This is a genomic window from Pseudomonas sp. 3MA1 (genome assembly GCF_029237275.1).
GTDB classification, from domain to species: Bacteria; Pseudomonadota; Gammaproteobacteria; order Pseudomonadales; family Pseudomonadaceae; genus Aquipseudomonas; species Aquipseudomonas fluorescens_AP.
The window spans coordinates 750,962-766,027 of the sequence record NZ_JAACFX010000003.1 but is presented as its reverse complement, the minus strand read 5'-3'; the positions used below and the strand labels follow the sequence as shown (position 1 = coordinate 766,027).

Here is a 15,066-nt window from a genome sequence, read left to right as displayed (position 1 = left end):
ACGATCATTCACTGGTAAGGGCCGTGACCGGGTCGAGCCGGGCAGCTTTGCGGGCCGGCATGAAGCCGAAGATGACGCCGGTGACCAGGGCGCAGCCGAAGGCGCCGAGCACGGCGACCAGGGAGAAGGCGATCGCCACTTCACTGAGGATCAGCACGCCACCGATCAGCAGGGCCAGGGCGATCCCGGTCAGGCCGCCGACCACCGAGAGCATCACCGCTTCGGTGAGGAACTGGCGCAGGATGTCGCGCTGGCGAGCTCCGGTGGCCATGCGGATGCCGATCTCCCGGGTGCGTTCGCGCACGGTCATGAGCATGATGTTCATCACCCCGATGCCGCCCACCAGCAGCGAGATCGCGGCGATGGCGCCGAGCATCAAGGACAGGGTGTTCTGGGTGCGGGCCTCGGCCTGGATCATCGCCGCGTTGTTGGTCAGCTCATAGTCGCGCTGGCCGTTGTGCAGGCGCAGCATCAGTTGGTCGATGGCTTGTTCGGTTTCCTTGACCTTGCTGGCGTCCGCCGCGGCGATGGCCACGTATTCCGGGTTGCGGCTGCCGAACAGGCGGGTGCTGGCGGCGGAGTAGGGCACGGCGATGCGATCGTCGCTGTCCTGGTCGCCGGAGCTGGCGCCCTTGCCCATCAGCACGCCGACCACCTGGAAGGGCGCGTTTTCGATGAGGATGTACTGGCCGATGGGGTTGGCGACGTCCTTGAGCAGTTTTTCCCGGACCTTCTTGCCGATCACCGCCACGGCGGCGCCGGCCTGTTCGTCGGCCTCGGTGAAATAGCTGCCTTCGACCACCGGCCAGTTGAAGATGTGCGGAAAGTTGGTGTCGTTACCGCCCACGTAGCTCATGTGGTCGGCGTTGCCGAAACGCACCACGGCTTCGGCGCCGTTGACCGGCATGATGCGCTTGACCTGGGGCAGGCTGGCCACGGCGGCGACGTCGTCGAGGCTGATGACGCCTTGCGGTGCGCGCGGGTTGGGCGCGTGTCCGCTGAGGTAAAGGATGTTCGAGCCAAAGGCGCCCATCTGCGCCATCACCTGGCGCTTGCTGCCTTCGCCCACCGCCAGCATCACCACCACCGAAGCCACGCCGATGACGATCCCCAGCAGGGTCAGGGCGGTACGGAAGCGGTTGATCCACATCACCCGCCAGGCGGCCTGCACGGCGTCCAGCAGTTCGCCTTTCCAGGCGCCGCTGGCGTCGCTGCCGTCGGCCAGGCGCTGGCGCAGGTCCACCGCCTGCAGGGCGCCGGGGTTGGCGCTGGTCTGTACCGACGGGTCGTGGTGGGCGGTGTCGCTGATGATCTCGCCGTCGCGGATTTCGATGATGCGCTTGGCCCGGGCCGCCACTTCACGGTCGTGGGTGATGAGGATCACCACGTGGCCCTGGCTGGCCAGTTCGTCCAGCAGGGCCATGACTTCGGCGCCGCTGTGGCTGTCCAGGGCGCCGGTGGGTTCGTCGGCGAGGATGATGTGGCCGCCGTTCATCAGGGCGCGGGCGATGGACACCCGTTGCTGCTGGCCGCCGGACAGCTGGTGCGGGCGGTTGCCGCTGCGGCTGGCCAGGCCCAGGCGCTCCAGCAGGGCGGCGGCGCGGGCGTGGCGTTCGGCGGTCGGGGTGCCGGCGTAGATGGCCGGCATTTCGACGTTTTCCTGGGCCGAGGCCGAGGGGATCAGGTGGTAGCCCTGGAACACGAAGCCAAAGGCTTCGCGGCGCAGCCAGGCCAGTTCGTCGCTGTCGAGCTGGGCGACGTTCTCCCCGGCAAACAGGTACTCGCCGGAGGTGGGGCGGTCCAGGCAGCCGAGGATGTTCATCAGGGTCGATTTGCCGGAGCCTGAGGCGCCGACGATGGCGACGAACTCCCCGGCGTGGATCGACAGGTCGATGCCGCGCAGGACATCGACCTGCGGGCTGTCGCCACCACCGTAGGATTTGCGGATGTTTCTGAGGTCGATCAGCGGCGTCTGCATTCAACCCCCGCTGCTGTTGGTCGGGCCGATCAGCAGGTGCTCGCCTTCGCTCAGGCCGTCCAGCACCTGGATACGCAGGCGGTCGCTGATGCCGACCCGGACCTTGCGGGTCTCGATCGAACCGTTCTTGGCCACCACCCGGGCCATCTGCCGGTCCGGCTCGCTGCTGCCCTGCAGGGCGGCGATGGGCGCGGTGAGGACGTTCTTTGCCTGGCTGGCGACAAAGAACACCTGGGTGGTCATTTCCGCCATCAGCGCGTTGTCGGCGTTGTCCACGTCCAGCAGCACGGTGTAGAGCACCACCCGGCCGCTGCCGCTCTTGCTGGTGCTGGCCGGGCTGCCGCCGCCCTGGCTGGTTTCGTTCAGCGGCTTGGGCGGGATCGGCAGGATCTGCCGAACGGTGCTGGTCCAGCGCCGGTTGCCGCCGCTCAAGGTGGTGAAGTAGGCCTGCATGCCGGGTTTGACGTGGCCGATATCGGCTTCCGAGACTTCGGCCCAGACGGTCATCGGCGAGAGCTTGGCGATGCGCAGGATCAGCGGCGTCTGCTGCTGGGCGTTGAGGGTCTGGCCTTCGCGGGCGTCCACCGCCACCACGGTGCCGGACATGGGGGCGTAGATGCGCGTGTAGCCCAGCTCGGCCTGGTCGCTGCGCAGGCTGGCCTGGGCCTGGCGGATCTGCGCCTTGTACATGTCGATTCGCGCCTGGGTGGCCTTGAGTTCGGCCTGGGCGGTCTGCACGTCTTCCTCGCGGGTGGCGCCACCGGCCTTGAGGTGCTGCTGGCGCTGGTATTTCTGCCGGGCCAGCTGGTTCTGGGCGTATTGCTCCTGCAACTGGGCCTGCAGGTTTTCGATGGAGAAACGGCTGGCGTCGAGCTTGGCCTGCTGGGTGGCGGGGTCGATTTCCACCAGCAGCTGGCCTTCCTTGACCGTGTCGCCGGCTTCGACGTGGATCTTGCGGATCTGCCCGGAGGCCTGGGCGCCGACATCCACGTAGCGTCTGGGTTGCAGGGTGCCCAGGGCGGTCACGCTGCTTTCGATATCGCCACGGCTGACTTGCACGGTGGCGAGTTGGTCGCGTCCGGGGGGGATGAAGGTCCAGGCGCTGATGGCGACAACGGGAATCAAGCACAGCGCTGCCAGCAGGGCGCGCCGGGTATGTCGGGGACGTTTCATGCAGGGTTCCGGCCATGGGGAAATCGGCCCGTCAGCGCAGCCGGCCGCGGGGCAGGCCGCGAGGCTTGCGAGCACCGCAGGAACGGCGAAGACGGGGAGCTGTCAGGTAAACGAGCGGCCACAGGGTGAATTTAACTGCCGACACATGGAGTTACAGCTGTCGCCGGACTGGTAAATGAAGCGTTGTGGCGATGCGCCACTTTAAATCTATATGAGAATTACTATAAATTACGCTGCCGCTGAACAGCCATCATCCATTGCCGGGTGCAAGCGGCCATTGCCGGCCTTATTCAAGGACAGAATCGCCCCAGCGGGCGGTCGGGAGCCCTGTTGGAAAACTACTATCGCGAGCTGATGTGCTTCCTCAACGCCAAGCTGGGCAATCGCCAGGTGGCCGAGGACGTGGTGCACGACGCTTATGTGCGGGTCCTGGAGCGCTCCAGCGATACCCCCATCGAGCAGCCGCGGGCGTTTCTCTATCGCACGGCGCTGAACCTGGTGGTCGATGGCCATCGGCGCAATGCCCTGCGCCAGTCCGAGCCCCTGGAGGTGCTGGACAACGAAGAGCGCTATTTCAACCCGTCACCGCAGACCAGCCTGGACCACGGCCAGCGCCTGGAGATGCTGCAGCGGGCCCTGGCCGAGCTGCCGCGGCTGTGTCGCGAGAGCTTTCTGCTGCGCAAGCTCGAAGGCCTGTCCCATCCGCAGATCGCCGAGCAGCTGGGGATTTCCCGCAGCCTGGTGGAGAAGCACATCGTCAACGCCATGAAGCATTGCCGGGTGCGGCTGCGGCAGTGGGAAGCGCAGTAAGGCGTTGCTGTTGCGGCCTATTGAGTTAAATTTTTTTTCATTGTCCTCGTCCCTACTCAACAGACGATCTGCTGCCTTGCATGGGCCAGTCGGGTCACCGTGAGACTTTAATCCCCCGCGTTGAGGCGGTTTATCCAGAGGACACTGGAAATGACACAGGCAATTGCATCGGCCCACGTTCACGATCTGATCGGTATCGGTTTCGGCCCCTCGAACCTGGCGCTGGCCATTGCGCTGCAAGAGCGCGGGCAGGAGCAGGGTCCGCTGGACGCGCTGTTCCTCGACAAACAGGCCGACTATCGCTGGCACGGCAATACCCTGGTGACCCAGAGCGAACTGCAGATTTCCTTCCTCAAGGACCTGGTCACCCTGCGCAACCCCACCAGCCCCTATTCCTTCGTCAACTACCTCAAGCATCACGGGCGCCTGGTGGACTTCATCAACCTGGGCACCTTCTATCCGTGCCGCATGGAGTTCAACGACTACCTGCGCTGGGTGGCCGGGCACTTCCAGGAGCACAGTCGCTACGGTGAAGAGGTGCTGGCCATCGAGCCGCTGCTGCACAACCAGCAGGTCGAAGCGCTGCGGGTGATTTCCCGGGATGCCCAGGGCAGCGAACAGGTGCGCACCACCCGTGCGGTGGTGGTCAGTGCCGGTGGCACGGCGCGGGTTCCGGAGACCTTCAAGGGGCTCAAGGACGATGCGCGGGTGTTCCACCATTCCCAGTATCTGGAGCGCATGGCCAGCCAGCCCTGTGTCAATGGCCAGCCGATGAGCATCGCGATCATCGGTGGCGGGCAGAGCGCGGCGGAAGCCTTCATCGACCTCAATGACAGCTTCCCTTCGGCGCAGGCCGACCTGATCATGCGTGGCTCGGCCCTCAAGCCGGCGGATGACAGCCCCTTCGTCAACGAAGTGTTCGCCCCGGCTTTCACCGACCTGGTATTCCAGCAGACCCGCAACGAGCGCGAGCGTCTGGTCAACGAGTACCACAACACCAATTACTCGGTGGTGGACATCGACCTGATCGAGCGCATCTACGGCATCTTCTACCGGCAGAAAGTCTCAGGCGTTGCGCGCCACAGCTTGCGCACCATGACCACGGTGGAACAGGCCACGGCCACGGACCTGGGCATCGAGCTGATCCTGCGCAACAACGCCACGGGCGAGCGCGAAGTGCGTCATTACGATGCCGTGGTCCTGGCGACCGGCTACGAGCGGCAGATGCATCGCCAACTGCTGGCACCGCTGCAGGAATACCTGGGCGACTTCGAAGTGGACCGCAACTATCGGGTGATCACCGACCAACGCTGCAAGGCCGGCATCTACATGCAGGGCTTCAGCCAGGCCAGCCACGGCCTGAGCGATACCCTGCTGTCGGTGCTGCCGATCCGTGCCCAGGAAATCGCCGACTCGCTGTACGAACACGGCAAGACTCGCGGCCACAGCCGTTCGGCGCGCGACCTGCTGCTGGCCACCGCCAGCTGATCGGCGGCCCGGTCGCTCTGGCGTTGCCGGAGCGGTCGGGCGGCAAGGCGTTCTTGCGGATGTCTTCGCTGGCAAGCCCGCTCCTACCGCCGGGATATCCCGGGTGTTTTTTGTCGGCGCCAGCGTGCCGGCGAAGGTATTCCTGAACCTTGGCTGAAGAACGTTTCAATTCCCCGAGCCAGGGTTTTTCCCCGGTTTACTCTGCCAAAGGTGCGGCGTAAGCTGCGCGCGTTTTCAATCAATGGAGACCCAGTGTGGGTACTTGTTCGAGTGACAGGAGTCGGCCGGTCTTGACCACCGGCGCAGTCCCGGCAAGATAACGCGCAGCCTTTTTTCTGCCGTTGTCTCGCCGTACAGCGAGAAGCGGCATCCCGATCGCGGCCCTTTTGTGGCCCGCCTCCCGACGCCCCTTCTGTATGACTCTGTTTTGCGCCCGGTCCGGCCTTGCGCCGCGTCGTGGTGGCATCGACGCGCGGGTCCTGCGACCTGCGGGCCGGCTGTGCGTGGGCGCTCCAAGCGTCCTGCAATGCCCGGCCGTACCTGCCTGAGGTGGTCCTGCGCGGTCCTTGTGGGGGAGCAGTCATGGGTTACATCAGCCAGCGTCACCATCGTCAGCAACATCGCCCGTCACTCACGGTGCGATTGCTTCGGGCGTGAGCCCTGTCCCGTTTTTTCCTTGCCCGACTGTTTCCTTGCCTCACTGACGTCCCTGAGCCGCTGCTCGCTGGGGACGTGCTGGAGTTATCACCATGAAGCTCAGCCTGTTGAAAGAATTCTTTGCCGGATTTCTCCGTACCCGGCACTTTTCCCGGCATTTTCGTCGCCTGGCGCTGCTGGACAGCATCCGCGATGCCAGCGTCAGCCGCGATGTGCCGCCAACCCTGGGGCAAACCCTGGTGGCGGCGGCCAACAGCGACGCCGCGCAACTGCTGGACCAGCTCGGCAGCCACACCGACGGCCTGAGCACCGAGGAGGCCGAAGCCCAGCGCGAGCGCTATGGCCTCAACGAGGTCGAGCACGAGCAGGCGCTACCCTGGTGGACCCACCTGTGGCACTGCTACAAGAACCCGTTCAACCTGCTGTTGACCCTGCTGGCGGTGATCTCCTGGCTGACCGAGGACATGAAGGCGGCCACGGTGATCTTCTCCATGGTGGTGCTCTCGACCCTGCTGCGCTTCTGGCAGGAGGCCAAGTCGAACAAGGCCGCCGACGCCCTCAAGGCGATGGTCAGCAACACCGCCACGGTGATGCGTCCCGGGTCGGCGCCCCAGGCGGCGCCGATGCTCGGGCGTTTGCTGGGGGCCGCCGCCGAGGCCAAGGGCGCCCAGCGCATCGAACTGCCGATCAAGCAACTGGTGCCCGGCGACCTGATCGTGCTCTCGGCCGGCGACATGATTCCCGCTGACTGCCGGGTGCTCAGCGCCAAGGACCTGTTCGTCAGCCAGGCGGCGATGACCGGCGAATCCATGCCGGTGGAAAAATTCCCGCGTCAGCAGGACGCCGATACCAGCAACCCCCTGGACCTGGACAACATCCTGTTCATGGGCACCAACGTGGTCTCGGGTTCGGCCACGGCGGTGATCCTGACCACCGGCAACAGCACCTATTTCGGTGCCCTGGCCCAGCGGGTCAGCGCCACCGACCGCGCGCCGACTTCGTTCCAGAGCGGGGTCAACAAGGTCAGCTGGCTGTTGATCCGCTTCATGTTCGTCATGGCGCCGCTGGTGCTGTTCATCAACGGCTTCACCAAGGGCGACTGGATGGAGGCGCTGCTGTTCGCGCTGTCGATCGCCGTCGGCCTGACCCCGGAAATGCTGCCGATGATCGTCACCTCGACCCTGGCCAAGGGCGCGGTGTTCCTCTCGCGCAAGAAGGTCATCGTCAAGCGCCTGGACGCGATCCAGAACTTCGGCGCCATGGACGTGCTGTGCACCGACAAGACCGGCACCCTGACCCAGGACAAGATCTTCCTCTCGCGGCACGTGGACGTCTGGGGCGAGGACTCCGACGACGTGCTGGAAATGGCCTACCTCAACAGCTACTACCAGACCGGGCTGAAGAACCTGCTGGACGTGGCGGTGCTGGAGCACGTCGAAGTGCACCGCGAGCTCAAGGTTGGCACGGCGTTCCAGAAGGTCGATGAAATTCCCTTCGACTTCAATCGCCGGCGCATGTCGGTGGTGGTGGCCGAGCAGGACCACCCGCACCTGCTGATCTGCAAGGGCGCGGTGGAAGAAGTGCTGGCGGTGTGCCGTAACGTGCGTCATGGCGAGGCTGAGGAAGCCTTGACCGAGAGCCTGCTGGCGCGGATTCGCCAGGTCACCGCCGACCTCAACGAAGAGGGCCTGCGGGTGGTGGCGGTGGCGGCCCGGCCGATGCTCGAAGGACGCGACACCTACAGCCTGGCGGACGAGCGCGAGCTGACCCTGATCGGCTATGTGGCGTTCCTCGATCCGCCCAAGGAAAGCACCGCACCGGCCCTCAAGGCCCTGGCCGAGCATGGCGTGGCGGTGAAAGTGCTGACCGGCGACAACGAGCTGGTGACGGCGAAGATCTGCCGCGAAGTGGGCCTGGAACAGCAGGGCCTGCTGATGGGCAACGACATCGAGCGCATGAGCGACGAGCAACTGGCCAAGGCGGTGGAAACCACCAATGTCTTCGCCAAGCTGACCCCGACCCACAAGGAGCGGATCGTCCGCCTGCTCAAGGCCAACGGCCATGTGGTGGGGTTCATGGGCGACGGGATCAACGATGCGCCGGCGCTGCGCACCGCCGACATCGGTATTTCGGTGGACAGCGCGGTGGACATCGCCAAGGAAGCGGCGGACATCATCCTCCTGGAAAAGAGCCTGATGGTGCTGGAGGAGGGCGTGCTGGAAGGGCGCCGGACCTTCGCCAACATGCTCAAGTACATCAAGATGACCGCCAGCTCGAACTTCGGCAACGTGTTCTCGGTGCTGGTGGCCAGTGCCTTCATCCCGTTCCTGCCGATGCTGCCGATGCACCTCTTGGTGCAGAACCTGCTGTATGACATTTCCCAGATCGCGATTCCCTTCGACAACGTCGACGAGGACATGCTCAAGCAACCCCAGCGCTGGCAGCCGGCGGACGTCGGGCGTTTCATGGTGTTCTTCGGGCCGATCAGCTCGATCTTCGACATCACCACCTTTGCCCTGATGTGGTATGTGTTCGACGCCAACACCCCGGACCACCAGACCCTGTTCCAGTCCGGCTGGTTCGTGGTCGGGCTGCTGACCCAGACCCTGATCGTGCACATGATCCGCACGCCGAAGATTCCGTTCCTGCAGAGCCGCGCGGCCACGCCGCTGCTGGTGATGACCGGGATCATCATGGCGGTGGGGATCTTCCTGCCGATGGGCCCTTTGGCGCACTACTTCAAGTTGCAGGCGCTGCCGTCGCTGTACTTCGTGTTCCTGCCGCTGATCCTGCTGGCCTACATGATCCTGACCCAGGCGGTGAAGGGCTTCTACGTGCGCCGTTTTGGCTGGCAGTAATGCTGCCCTGTAGGAGCCAGCTTGCTGGCGAAGGCTTTCTTGCCAGCGAGAGTTACCCCGCTGGCGAAGGCGCCCTCACGGGCCGCTTCGCTGGCAAGCCAGCTCCTACGGTCGCCCGTGTGTCCGCGGCAGGCCATGAGACGTTCATGGACCGCTGCTAGAGTCCTCTGGTGCCATTCATGCCCTTCGCTCAAGGACAGTCGCCATGCAAGCCCTGCACAACATCAACCTGGACTCGCTGATCGACACCCTGGTCAGCCTCAGCGCGGCTTTCATCCTCGGTGGCCTGATCGGCTTCGAGCGCCAGTATCGGCAGCGCACCGCGGGCTTGCGCACCAACGTGCTGGTGGCGGTGGGCGCGGCGATCTTTGTCGACATGGCCAACCGCCTGGGCGGCGCCGACGGCGCGGTGCGGGTGGTGGCCTACGTGGTGTCGGGCATCGGCTTTCTCGGCGCCGGGGTGATCATGCGCGAGGAGGGCAACGTCCGTGGCCTGAACACCGCGGCCACCCTCTGGGCCTCGGCGGCGGTGGGCGCCTGCGCTGGCGCCGACCTGATCCTCGAGGCGTTGCTCGGCACGCTGTTCGTGCTGGCCGCCAATACCCTGTTGCGGCCGATCGTCAACAACATCAACCGCCAGCCGCTGGACGTGATCTCGGCGGAGGTCACCAACATCGTCTACGTTATTGCCCATCGTTCGAAACAGAAGGCGGTGTTCGCCCTGCTGGAAGCCGAGCTGGAACGCAGCAACTACCCGGCCAGCGATGTCGACGTGCATGCCTTTGGCAATGACGATGTGGAGATCGAGGCGACCCTGGCCAGCACCTCGGTGGACGGTGACGAACTGGACGCGCTGGTGGCGCGGCTGTCCACCTCGGCCCTGGTGCAGCAGGCGTTCTGGAGCCCGAGCACCACCGAGTGACCGCTGTGCGTTGACGGCCTTGCGCGGTCTTTCTCGGTTCTCAGAGGCGTGTGCCGGTTTACAGGAAAAGCCTTACATCAAAACAAGACCGTGCCCGTCTGCAAAAAGCGGGTGGCGATTTAAGGTAGTGGACAACCTTTTACCGAGATGGCGATCGGAACTGTGTGACAGCTGACTTGTCCGAAAAAATCGTCAGCAAGCCCATTCTGGGCGTGGTTTTCAGATTAATCCTAGAGAAAACCCTATGACACTTCCCTAGCCTTCTACCGATCTAGGAGGAAGGCCGGCAGTCGCCGGTCGTAGTCTCAAAAGCAGGATCCAGAAATGTCCAATAGAGCGCTGCGCATACTGATTGCCGATGATCAACATTTTCATCGGATGCAGATCGAACGAACCCTGAATCAACTCAATTACTACCGCATTGCCCCGGTGCACACGCTGGAGGAACTGCTTTCGCTGGTGGAGTACGCCTGCGATCCGTTCGATCTGCTGATCATCAACGGCACCCTGGCCACCCACAGCGGTTTCGATCTGCTGGATTTCTGCCTGGACAACCCCCAGCTCGGTCACGCCCTGATCTATGACAGCCAGCGCTTTCCTCCCATCCCCAGCAGCCTGCGGCACCGGATCCAGGCCAGTCGCGCCGAGTTGCCGGACAGCGACGCGATCCGGCGCCTGATGCAGCAGATCGATCCGCCGGTGTTCAGGAGCCCCAGGTCGGGCATTCAGTGGCTGCCGGAACTGCAGCACGGCGGCTGGCGCGCCAGTGCCAATTGATTGAATCGCGCTCTATGCAAAACGGCATCCCCAGGGATGCCGTTTTACGTTGCGCTGCGGGCAAGGCGTCACCGATGGAACCGGCGTCGGCTCAGGCCATGTCGCTGTGGCTGAACTCCTCGCCGAGAAAATCGATCAGGCTGCGCACCGAAGGCAGCAGGCCACGGCGCGACGGGAAGATCGCATGCACGATCCCGCAGCGCGGCGCCCAGCCGGGCACCAGTTCCTGCAGGCGTCCGGCGTCCAGGTCTTGGCGAACCACCACCTTGGGCAGGTGGACGATACCGATGCCCGCCAGCACCGCATGCCGCAGCGCCAGCAAGTCATCGGTGACCATCCGCGGCCGGTGGCGAATCAGCGCCTCGGCGCCGTCCGGCCCCAGCAACTGCCATTGATAGTCGCGTTGCGCCGCTCCCCAATGCAGGCTCGGCAGGCCGCTGAGATCGGCCGGTGCCGCCGGGCTCGACAGGCGCTGGAGAAAGTCTGGATGCCCCACCAGGCACTGGGTGCTGTTGCCCAGCACCTTCATCACCAGGTCGGTGTTTTCCAGAGGCGGGAAGCGCACCCGCAGGGCAATGTCGAAACCTTCGTGGATCAGGTCGACCCGGCGGTTGGTGCTTTCGATGAACAGCTCCACCAGCGGGTACTTGAGCATGAAGCGGGTCAGCATCGGCCCGACCCAGGAGTTGAGCAGCGCCGTGGGGCAGGCCACCCGCACCAGGCCCTGGGGTTCGGAGCGATTGCGTTCGATGACTTCCGCCGCGCCCTCGGCTTCGACCCGCATGGCCAGGCAGCGCTGGTAATACTCCTGGCCGATCTCGGTCAGGGAGCAATGACGGCTGGTGCGCTGGATCAGGCGCACGCCGAGGCGCTCCTCCAACTGGGCAATCCGCCGGCTGAGCTTGGACTTGGGCATGTCCAGGGCCCGTCCGGCCGCGGCAAATCCCCGGTGCTCGACCACTTGGGTGAAGTAGTAGAGGGTGTTCAGGTCTTCCAAGATCGTTCTCCAAATAGAACGCTAAGGGCGATTTTCGCAGTCTAGCGCGGCAAAGGTGCGAGTTTTAAGGTGTGCCCATCAGAAAGTTCTGGAGGGCAACATGAAAAACATCATTGGCATCTACACCGCTCCCCGGCCCCATTGGGTCGGCGACGGCTTCCCGGTCCGCACCCTGTTTTCCTACGACAACCTGGGCCAGCACATCAGCCCGTTCCTGCTGCTGGATCATGCCGGACCCGCGCAATTCAGCCCCACCAGCGCCCGCCGTGGCGTCGGTGAGCATCCCCATCGCGGTTTCGAAACGGTGACCATCGTCTACGACGGCGAAGTGGAGCATCGCGACTCCACCGGCAGCGGCGGCAAGATCGGCCCGGGCGACGTGCAGTGGATGACCGCGGCCTCGGGGATCCTCCACGAGGAGTTCCATTCCGCCGACTTCGGCCGGCGTGGCGGCAACCTGGAAATGGTCCAGCTGTGGGTCAACCTGCCGGCGAAGGACAAGCTGGCCGCGCCCGGCTACCAGACCATCGTCGCGGCGGACATCCCGCAGATCCCCCTGCCTGGACACGCCGGCAGCCTGCGCCTGATCGCCGGTGAGTTCGACGGCCAGCAGGGGCCGGCCCGCACCTTCACCCCGATCGATGTCTGGGACCTGCGCCTGCAGTCCGGCAAGCACCTGGAGCTGCCCCTGAAGGCGGGGCGCAACACCGCCCTGGTGCTGCTGCGTGGTGCCTTGCAGGTCAATGGCCGGGAGCGGGTGGAGCAAGGGCAACTGGCGCTGTTTGAGCGCGACGGCGACCTGATCAGCCTGCAAGCCAGCAACGACGCCATTGTGCTGCTGCTCAGCGGCGAGCCCATCGACGAACCCATCGTCGGCCACGGCCCGTTCGTGATGAACAGCGAAGCGGAAATTCATCAGGCCTTCATCGACTTCCAGTCGGGACGCTTCGGCCGGATGGACGCAGGCGGTCACTGACCGGCTGCACTGGCGCGGCTCGCATCGGCCACTAGGCTTTGGCAGTCGCGCGCTGCACCCCGACGCCCGCCCTTGCTCCGGCGGGGCGGGCCACGGGTTTCATTCCCGCCGGGTCATCCGGCATCGATCATTAGCGAGGACTCACCATGACTAACGCCTACCAACGTCTCGACAAGGAAAACGCCGCCGTGCTGCTGGTGGATCACCAGGCCGGCCTGCTGTCGCTGGTCCGCGATATCGAGCCCGATCGTTTCAAGAACAACGTGCTGGCCCTGGCCGACCTGGCCAAGTACTTCAAGCTGCCGACCATCCTCACCACCAGTTTCGAAACCGGCCCCAACGGCCCGCTGGTGCCGGAGCTCAAGGCGCTGTTTCCCGACGCGCCGTACATTGCCCGTCCCGGCCAGATCAACGCCTGGGACAACGAAGACTTCGTCAAGGCGATCAAGGCCACCGGCAAGAAGCAGCTGATCATCGCCGGGGTGGTCACCGAGGTGTGCGTGGCGTTCCCGGCGCTCTCGGCCCTGGAGGAGGGGTTTGAAGTGTTCGTGGTCACCGACGCTTCCGGCACCTTCAATGCCCTGACCCGGGATTCGGCCTGGAACCGCATGTCCAATGCCGGCGCGCAACTGATGACCTGGTTCGGCCTGGCCTGCGAGCTGCATCGCGACTGGCGCAACGACGTCGAAGGCCTGGCGACCCTGTTCTCCAACCACATCCCGGACTACCGCAACCTGATGACCAGCTACAACACCCTGACCCAGGGCAAATAAGCTCCCGGCGCGGCGGATCGCAGCCCAGCCGGAGCCTGCGAAGACCAACCGGCGGTGAGGGCGTGCATGCCCTCACCGCCGGTTGTGCGTTGGCCATGCGCGGCACAGTCCGGCACTGGCGGCAGGCGCCGCGCCCTGGGCCTTTGCAGCTATACCTGCTCCTGTGCCTTTCGTGAGATCGTGCCGCCATTGTCCTGCTGGAGTTACCCGATGCTTGCCCCCTTTGCCGATCACCTGCTGTTGGCCGCGCTGGCGCTGTTGCTCTTGGATCTGGCCCTTTGGCACCTGATCGGCCGCCAGGGCGATCGCTGGAAGCTGGCGGTGCGGGTGCTGATCTTTTGCCTGTACAGCCTGATGCTGTTCAACCAGGGCCTGAGCCCGATGCAGACCGCGCCCTGGCCGGATGATGTACCGCTGCACCTGGCGGCCACCGGTTTGCAGATCGGCTGGTGGCTGTTCGGCGCGCGGACCCTGACGGTGCTGCTGGGCACCCTGATGATGCAGCGGGTCGGCCACACCGGGCGGCTGTTGCAGGACCTGATGGGCGCCCTGATCTTCCTGATCGCCATCATCGCCGCCCTGGCCTACGTGCTGGACCTGCCGGTCAAGGGCGTGCTGGCCACCTCCGGAGCCTTGGCGATCATCGTCGGTCTGGCCCTGCAAAGCACCCTCAGCGACCTGTTTTCCGGGCTGGTGCTCAATACCACCAAGCCCTACCAGATCGATGACTGGATCGCCATCGACGGCACCGAAGGCCGAGTGGTGGACATCGACTGGCGGGCGACCCGGCTGCAGACCTCCCAGGGCAGCATGGTGGTGATCCCCAACTCCCTGGCGTCCAAGGCCAAGATCACCAACTTCAGCCGCCCCAGCGATATCTATGGGTTGTCCATCAGTGTGCAGGTCAGCCCCCACGCTCGCCCGCAAAAGGTCATCGAGGCCCTGGAGCGGGCCATGCTCGGCTGCCGTTTCCTGCTCGCCACCCCGGCCCCCAGCGTGGCCCTGAAAAGCTCCGCCAGCAGCGGCGCGGAATACGAGATCAGCGGCTTCGTCGCCACCATGGGGCAGAAGCGCGAGGTTCGAAACCAGCTGTTCGACCTGGCCTTCCGTCATCTGCAGGCCAGCGGCATCAGCCTGCTGTCCAGCGCCGAGCCGGTGCAGAACCAGGCGCTGTCCCGACCCCGGGCGCTGCTGGACGCCTCCAGCATCTTTTCCACCTTGCGCCAGGAAGAGAAGGACACCTTCAGCCAGAACATGCAGTTGCAGACCTTCCGCGCCGGCGAAGTCATCCTGCCGGCGGGGGCGGTCAGCGATCACCTGTTCATCATCGAATCCGGCGTGGTGTCGGTGACTATGCAGCGCGACGGCAAACCCTTTGAAGCCGGACGCATGGGCCCGGGCGAAGTGATCGGCGAAGCGGGCGTGGTGGCCGAACAGGCCACGGTCGCGCAGTTCTCGGCCAAGACCTTCTGCAGCCTGTACCGCATCGACAACGAGTTCCTCAAACCCTGCCTGGACGCCCGCCACGACATCGGCGACGCCATGAAGAACCTGCTGGATTTCCGCCAGCACATCGCCCAGAGCCTGGTTCAGACACCGCCCGCGCCGGTGGCGAAAAAGGGCTTTCTGCAGTGGCTGCGCAGCCGCACCTGAGGCG

General features: G+C 64.8%; 11 protein-coding genes. 8 read left to right on the top strand and 3 right to left on the bottom strand.

Annotation, left to right across the window (positions count from 1 at the left end; all coding sequences use genetic code 11):
• Positions 1-4 precede the first annotated feature (4 nt).
• Positions 5-1,978 carry a MacB family efflux pump subunit gene (locus tag GWQ44_RS12470; RefSeq protein WP_275927449.1) on the bottom strand — a complete coding sequence of 658 codons (1,974 nt, stop codon included), beginning with the start codon at positions 1,976-1,978 and terminating at the stop codon, positions 5-7.
• A complete protein-coding gene (locus tag GWQ44_RS12465) occupies positions 1,979-3,151 on the bottom strand; it encodes an efflux RND transporter periplasmic adaptor subunit (RefSeq protein WP_103741739.1) in 1,173 nt (390 codons plus the stop codon).
• A 327-nt stretch (positions 3,152-3,478) separates the two neighbouring features.
• On the opposite strand from GWQ44_RS12465, the gene GWQ44_RS12460 reads away from it, so the two are divergent.
• From GWQ44_RS12460 to GWQ44_RS12440, 5 genes are all read left to right on the top strand, one after another.
• On the top strand, positions 3,479-3,961 hold the full coding sequence (locus GWQ44_RS12460) for a sigma-70 family RNA polymerase sigma factor (RefSeq protein WP_177435152.1): 483 nt from the start codon (positions 3,479-3,481) through the stop codon (positions 3,959-3,961).
• A 150-nt stretch (positions 3,962-4,111) separates the two neighbouring features.
• The gene (locus GWQ44_RS12455) at positions 4,112-5,449 is read left to right on the top strand and encodes a SidA/IucD/PvdA family monooxygenase (protein ID WP_016964829.1); all 1,338 of its coding nucleotides are present in this window, start codon (positions 4,112-4,114) and stop codon (positions 5,447-5,449) included.
• Between the two features lie 749 nt (positions 5,450-6,198).
• Entirely contained in the window at positions 6,199-8,964 is a 2,766-nt protein-coding gene (gene mgtA / locus GWQ44_RS12450; RefSeq protein ID WP_199010436.1) for a magnesium-translocating P-type ATPase, read from the top strand.
• 205 nt (positions 8,965-9,169) lie between these two features.
• Entirely contained in the window at positions 9,170-9,886 is a 717-nt protein-coding gene (locus tag GWQ44_RS12445) for an MgtC/SapB family protein (protein WP_016964831.1), read from the top strand.
• Between the two features lie 324 nt (positions 9,887-10,210).
• Positions 10,211-10,663 carry a response regulator gene (locus GWQ44_RS12440; protein WP_016964832.1) on the top strand — a complete coding sequence of 151 codons (453 nt, stop codon included), beginning with the start codon at positions 10,211-10,213 and terminating at the stop codon, positions 10,661-10,663.
• Between the two features lie 91 nt (positions 10,664-10,754).
• Here GWQ44_RS12440 and GWQ44_RS12435 read toward each other — a convergent pair whose 3' ends face one another.
• The gene (locus GWQ44_RS12435) at positions 10,755-11,663 is read right to left on the bottom strand and encodes a LysR family transcriptional regulator (protein ID WP_042940967.1); all 909 of its coding nucleotides are present in this window, start codon (positions 11,661-11,663) and stop codon (positions 10,755-10,757) included.
• A 97-nt stretch (positions 11,664-11,760) separates the two neighbouring features.
• On the opposite strand from GWQ44_RS12435, the gene GWQ44_RS12430 reads away from it, so the two are divergent.
• The 3 genes from GWQ44_RS12430 (at position 11,761) to GWQ44_RS12420 (ending at position 15,062) form a co-directional block, all read left to right on the top strand.
• Positions 11,761-12,636, top strand: coding sequence for a pirin family protein (locus GWQ44_RS12430; RefSeq protein ID WP_016964834.1), 876 nt, complete (start codon positions 11,761-11,763; stop codon positions 12,634-12,636).
• Between the two features lie 146 nt (positions 12,637-12,782).
• Positions 12,783-13,409, top strand: a complete 627-nt coding sequence (ycaC, locus tag GWQ44_RS12425; protein WP_016964835.1) for an isochorismate family cysteine hydrolase YcaC — start codon at positions 12,783-12,785, stop codon at positions 13,407-13,409.
• 210 nt (positions 13,410-13,619) lie between these two features.
• Positions 13,620-15,062: a mechanosensitive ion channel family protein gene (locus GWQ44_RS12420; protein WP_275927448.1), complete on the top strand. Its 1,443-nt coding sequence runs from the start codon at positions 13,620-13,622 to the stop codon at positions 15,060-15,062.
• Positions 15,063-15,066 lie beyond the last annotated feature (4 nt).